The sequence below is a fragment of the Azospirillum sp. genome (assembly GCF_035628975.1).
In the GTDB taxonomy this organism is placed as follows: Bacteria; Pseudomonadota; Alphaproteobacteria; order Azospirillales; family Azospirillaceae; genus Azospirillum.
The window spans coordinates 1-5,344 of sequence record NZ_DASPIS010000039.1 but is presented as its reverse complement, the minus strand read 5'-3'; the positions used below and the strand labels follow the sequence as shown (position 1 = coordinate 5,344).

The 5,344-nt window shown below is 64.6% G+C and carries 4 protein-coding genes and 1 pseudogene; 2 read left to right on the top strand and 3 right to left on the bottom strand.

The window, feature by feature from the left end:
* The 3 genes and pseudogenes from VD964_RS08560 to VD964_RS08550 form a co-directional block, all read right to left on the bottom strand.
* A pseudogene (locus tag VD964_RS08560) lies at positions 1 to 374 on the bottom strand (gallate dioxygenase); the annotation flags it as partial.
* A 26-nt stretch (positions 375 to 400) separates the two neighbouring features.
* Entirely contained in the window at positions 401 to 1,771 is a 1,371-nt protein-coding gene (locus VD964_RS08555; protein WP_324867552.1) for an aromatic acid/H+ symport family MFS transporter, read from the bottom strand.
* A gap of 21 nt (positions 1,772 to 1,792) precedes the next feature.
* Positions 1,793 to 2,896: a 4-oxalomesaconate tautomerase gene (locus VD964_RS08550; RefSeq protein ID WP_324867550.1), complete on the bottom strand. Its 1,104-nt coding sequence runs from the start codon at positions 2,894 to 2,896 to the stop codon at positions 1,793 to 1,795.
* A 299-nt stretch (positions 2,897 to 3,195) separates the two neighbouring features.
* Here VD964_RS08550 and VD964_RS08545 point away from each other — a divergent pair, with 299 nt between their 5' ends.
* Together VD964_RS08545 and VD964_RS08540 are read left to right on the top strand one after the other, a co-directional pair.
* The gene (locus VD964_RS08545; RefSeq protein ID WP_324867548.1) at positions 3,196 to 4,449 is read left to right on the top strand and encodes a LysR family transcriptional regulator; all 1,254 of its coding nucleotides are present in this window, start codon (positions 3,196 to 3,198) and stop codon (positions 4,447 to 4,449) included.
* Entirely contained in the window at positions 4,446 to 4,844 is a 399-nt protein-coding gene (locus tag VD964_RS08540; protein WP_324867546.1) for a DoxX family protein, read from the top strand. The genes VD964_RS08545 and VD964_RS08540 overlap by 4 nt, the downstream gene beginning before the upstream one ends.
* Positions 4,845 to 5,344 lie beyond the last annotated feature (500 nt).

Sequence of the window (5,344 nt, the reverse complement as noted above, 5' to 3'; positions counted from 1 at the left end):
TGGTCCAGCGCCTTGTCCTGGAAGAAGGACATGTCGAACTCATCGGCCATCAGCGAGGCACCGATGTGCTGCGCCAGGGCGGCGTGGCCCCGAACCGGAGGCAGGTCGCGCGCGCCGCCGCCTTCGTCCGCAACGCCGTATCGCTCATCGATGCCCAGCGTGAAAGCCGAATAATGGTCGAAGAAGAACGACGTGACATGGTCGTTGAAGATCATGAACAGCGCGTCGGGCTTTTTCTCCACCAGCCAGCGGCGGACCGGTTCGAACCCCTCGAAGATCGGCGCCCAGACGGGGTCGTTGCGCTTGTCTCCGTCCACGGCGAAACCAATGGTCGGGGTGTGGGAACAGGCGATACCGCCGATAATGCGTGCCATGGGGTGTTCCTCCTTGTGTTTTTGCTTCAGCTACCGGCGCGGGCCGGCTGACCGGGATTGTCCGAGCCCTTGGCCTGCCCAGAGCGCACAGACAGGCTGTTGACCATGATAGCGATCGCCGCGAGGATGGCTGGGACGGCGAGTGCCGAGAAAATCCCTTCGAACCCCCAGCCGAAGCCCAGCAGCACGCCGCCAATCGAGGACCCAAGGATGCTGCCGAGACGGCCGACGCCCAGCATCCAGCTTACACCGGTGGCGCGCGCCATCGTGGGGTAGCAGCCAGGTGCGAATGCATTGAGGCCAGTCTGAGCACCGCTCATGCAGAAGCCGACGGCACCGACGATCATGGCCAGCCACGCCGACTGGAGTCCGCCGACACCCAAGATCACCAGGGCAGCGGCGCCCAGGGCGTAGGCGAGGCCGATGGTGCGGTTGGCACCGAAGCGGTCCATTGCCAGTCCCACCAGCACCGCGCCAATCGTGCCGCCGAGCTGGAACATCGCCGTCACATTGGCTGCCCGGTCGATGGTCATGCCGGCGTCCTTCATCATGGTGGGCAGCCAACTGGTGGTCAGGTAGATGACCAGCAGACCCATGAAGTAGGTCACCCACAGCGTGAAGGTGCGCAGCGCAAAAGCCCGGGTAAACAGGACGGCAATGGGCTGCTTGACCGCGACCGCCTCCTCCTTGAGCGTGAAACGGCTGTAACCGCTCAGATCGGTGCCGGAGATGCGCGACAACACGGCACCGATCTTGTCCTGGGCCATGTTGCGGACCACCATGTAGCGCGCCGACTCCGGAAGCGCCACGTACAGCAGCGGGAACAGCATCAGCGGGATGGCTGCGCCGAAATACAGCACCGACTGCCAGCCATGGATCGGCAGCAGATAGGCGGCGACGAAGCCGATCAGGGCCGAGCCGAAGTTGAAGCCGGTGAACATCGTCGCCAGCAGGAACGACTTCGAACGCTGTGGCACGTATTCGGACAGCAGCGTCGTTGTGTTGGGCATCGCGGCGCCCAAGCCGAGCCCGGTCAGGAAGCGCAGGACGGCCATTTCCGTCGGGTTGCGGGCAAAGGCGGTCAGCAGGGTGAAGAGGCCGAAGCTCAACACCGAGGCCAGCAGCACGCGCCGGCGCCCGAACCAGTCCGAAGACGAGCCGGCGAAGATGGCGCCGACCGCCAAGCCGATGGGCGCGGCCCCCATGACCATTCCGAATGCCGGGCGCGAGATGCCCCATTCACCGATGATGGACGGGGCGACGAAGCCCATGATGGCTACATCCATTCCGTCGGCCAGCACGATGAGAAAGCAGAGAACCGTCAAGACCCACTGACGCGGGGACATGCGACGCTCGTCGATGAACGAGCGTATTTCGAGAGTGGCGGACGCACTCATTGTTTCCTCCCAAGACTCTGATTATGCGGCGGTGGCGGGCGGTACCAGCACATGCCCCTCGAAGAGGGGGCGGGCGGTGCGCAGCAGGGCAACCGAAGGCGCTTCGCCCTCCCCGCCGCCGCTCAGCCTGATGGTGAATTCGCCGGTGGGGTGCTCCACCGAGATGTCGCGCACGCCAGAGCCGGCGGGGCCGGTGGCGAGCGAGGCGCAGACGGTGCCTTCGTCGTCGAAAGCTGTCGCGACCGAGGCCGCCCCCAGGACGCCGATGGCGTCATGGCACTTGCGGGGAATGAAGCTGCGGGTGTTCAGGTGGCCGCTGTCGCGCGGCGGCGACACCAGGGTCATCTTCGGCACCACCTTGCCAGCCACGTTGCCCAAGCCCATCAGCGGACCGGCGGCGAGGCGGATGGCCTCAACGCGCGCCTTCACCTCGGCGTTGGCGTCGAGATCCGTCGGCGTCTCGTAGCCGGTAGCCCCGACATCCTCGGCGCGGATCAGCACAACCGGCATGCCGTTGTCTATGCATGTGACGGCAACGCCCTCGATCACGTCGAGGCGCCGGCCGGTAGGATAAAGGGCGCCGCAGCTCGACCCAGCGATGTCGCGGAAGCCCAGTTCGATGGGGGCGCCGGGGGTCGGCACGCCGCTGATGCGGGTTTCGCCGGTGTATGATACCCGCCCACCCGGTGTCTGCACCACCGCCTCGCAGAGCCCTCCGGTGTTGACCATGCGGATGCGCACGATGGTCTTGCCGTCCTCGGCTGGCACGAACCCCTGATCGATGGAGTAGGGACCAACGCCGGCCAGGATGTTGCCGCAGGTCGGCGCGTAATCGATGCGGTCCTCGCCGATCACGACTTGGCCGAACAGATAGTCGATGTCTGCCTGATCGTCGCCGGACGTGGAGATGATGGCGATTTTGGTGGTCAGCGGGGTGCCGCCGCCGATGCCGTCGATCTGCCGTGCATCGGGGGTTCCCATCGCCGCCAGCAGCAGGCGGTCGCGCGATTTTGGGTCGGTCGGCAAATCCTGGACCCGAAAGAATGCGGCTTTCGAGGTGCCGCCGCGCATCCACACACAGGCGATCCTGGTGAGATCGAACGCCGTCGCAGCGCTGTGATTCATCGGTCTGCTCGAATGGTGGGGCGATGACGGCCATTATAGTCGAGTCGCCCAGCGACACCGTTGCTATCCCCTGATCGCGCATCCTAATTTCGTGATGCCGCATTCCGGGATATCTTGCACGGGGATATGCTCCGGCTGCAGAACACCTTGCCGTCCAGCACGAGGAGCGGCGTCACGTTACCCAAGCGCAATCTTGCGCCCGTGTGGCGTGATGGTGCGTGCCACGGTCGCAACGGGGGGACTAGAATGCGTGGAACATCTCGCCCCTGTACGGGCCAGCGGCAAAGCGGGAACTTGCGATGACCGAGCTTGCGTCAACGCCGGAAAGGATCGCGAACAGCCTGCGTTACATCCGCGACTTCCTGTCGGTGGCGGAGACGGGATCGATTGCGCGATCATCCGAAGTGATCTTCAAGGCATCGTCCGCGATTGCCCGAGCCATCAGCGAACTGGAGCACAGCCTCGGCGTCGGTCTGTTCGAACGCAAGCCCCGCGGCATGCTGCTCAATGCCTATGGCGAGGCGGTGCGCAACCGGGCACGCCGGATCACCGACGAAATCGCCGGCGCGCTGGAAGAGGTCGCCCGTTTCGCAAAGCGCCAGCAGACGTTCGAGCGTAACGCCGTCACCAACCTGCTGCTTAACGGCCGTGGGCTCATGCTTCTCATCAGCGTGTCGGAGCTGCGCAACCTGTCGGCCGCCGCCGCCCACGTCGGGCTGTCGCAAGCCGGCGCCAGCATGGCGCTGTCACGGATGGAGAGCGCGCTGGGACAGCCGCTTTTCCAGCGTATGATGCAGGGGATGGTCGTTACCGACGCCGGCGCGCTGATCGTCTCGCGCGGCAAGCGCATCGTCGCCGAGCTGCGACACATGCAGTCCGACGTGGCCGCCATCGCCGGCACCATGCAGGGCCGCATCGCCATTGGCGCCCTGCCGCTGGGCCGGACACACGTCCTGCCGACCGCCATCGCAGCGACCCTGCAACGTCACCCCAATATCCGCGTGACGACTGTGGAAAGTCCTTACGAGGCCTTGGTGGCAGGCTTGCGCGACGGCGACATCGACTTCATCGTCGGTGCCCTGCGTGTGGGGGAACGGAACGCCGGTCTGATCACCGAAAGCTTGTTCGAGGACCGGCTGGGCATTATCGCGCGGGCCGGACATCCGCTGGCGGGCGCGCCGGCATCGCTGAAAGACCTGCTGCCGCAACGCTGGATACTGCCCCGGCCAGGGGCGCCGGGGCGCCGGCTGATCGACCAGTCGTTTCGCGAACTCGCCATTGAACCACCGATTTGTTCGGTGGAAACCGGCGATCTGGCCGTGCTGCGTGGCCTGTTGAAGAACAGCGACATGCTGACGGCCATCTCGCCGCACCAGTTGCATTACGAAATCACTGCGGGCGATCTCATCGAATTGCCTGTCACTTTGGGTAAGACCGTTCGCCAGATCGGCATCTCGTTACGCGAGGGGGCGATGCTATCCCCAGCGGCTCTGGCCGTGCTTGATGAAATTCGATCCGCATCCCAACACCTTCCAGGAGAACACCAGACATGAACACCGACCATCTTCAGACAATCTGGGCACCACGCATCCTCAGCATCCTGCGGATCGTCGCCGCGCTTATCTTTTTCGAGCATGGCTCGCAGAAGCTGCTAGGGTTTCCGGCGCACCCCAGTCCGCCAGCCGTCATGTCCCTATCGTGGATCGCCGGGGCTTTGGAACTGGTTGGCGGCGCGCTGCTCGTGTTGGGCCTCTTCACCCGGCCGGTCGCCTTCATCCTCTCCGGTGAGATGGCCTTTGCCTATTGGCTGTCGCATGCACCTCGCAGCTTCTTCCCGGTCCTGAATGGTGGAGACGCAGCAATTCTCTATTGCTTTGTGTTCCTGTATCTCGCCTTTGCCGGAGGCGGTCCCTGGAGCCTCGATACGCGCCGATCTGAAAAGGGCTAACGTCCAGGGGCGTGGTGGAAAAAGCGCCCATGTAGGATCGGGCTGGGGCCGGGCGAAGCCCTACAGAGCATGTTTGTAGACGTCATGCGCCGACGGTTATGTCAGGGCTCGCGCCAAGTTGCCGAGAGCTTGGCCATTTCCCAGATCTCCTCTCCCAGCGAGAAGGAGGAGGAGACGGATGCGTTGTCCGCACTGCCAGTCAGCGAGGACGAGCGAGCGTTCGGACCGGACGGCACACGGGTATCGGCGCTTCCGCTGCCGGGACTGTGGGCGCGGTTTCAATGAGCGCACCGGCTCGGCGCTGAACCGGCTGCAGCTGCCTTCCGACGTGGTCTTTCTCAGAGCTTGTTGGTGGCAGGCACGTCCCGGCTGGCGCTGAGCGGGATGCTACTTTAAGCTGAGTAGGAGTGGTGCGGCGGGGCGCGGTCTGGTAGGTCTGCGGCCCTCGTTCTGACTGCCTGGATCCGCACTCTATGGGCACTGCCGTTCGTCCCGCAAGC

Coding starts and splice junctions, on each gene's coding strand:
- VD964_RS08555 (WP_324867552.1), bottom strand. CDS start 1,771: ATGAGTGCGTCCGCCACTCTCGAAATACGCTCGTTCATCGACGAGCGT.
- VD964_RS08550 (WP_324867550.1), bottom strand. CDS start 2,896: ATGAATCACAGCGCTGCGACGGCGTTCGATCTCACCAGGATCGCCTGT.
- VD964_RS08545 (WP_324867548.1), top strand. CDS start 3,196: ATGACCGAGCTTGCGTCAACGCCGGAAAGGATCGCGAACAGCCTGCGT.
- VD964_RS08540 (WP_324867546.1), top strand. CDS start 4,446: ATGAACACCGACCATCTTCAGACAATCTGGGCACCACGCATCCTCAGC.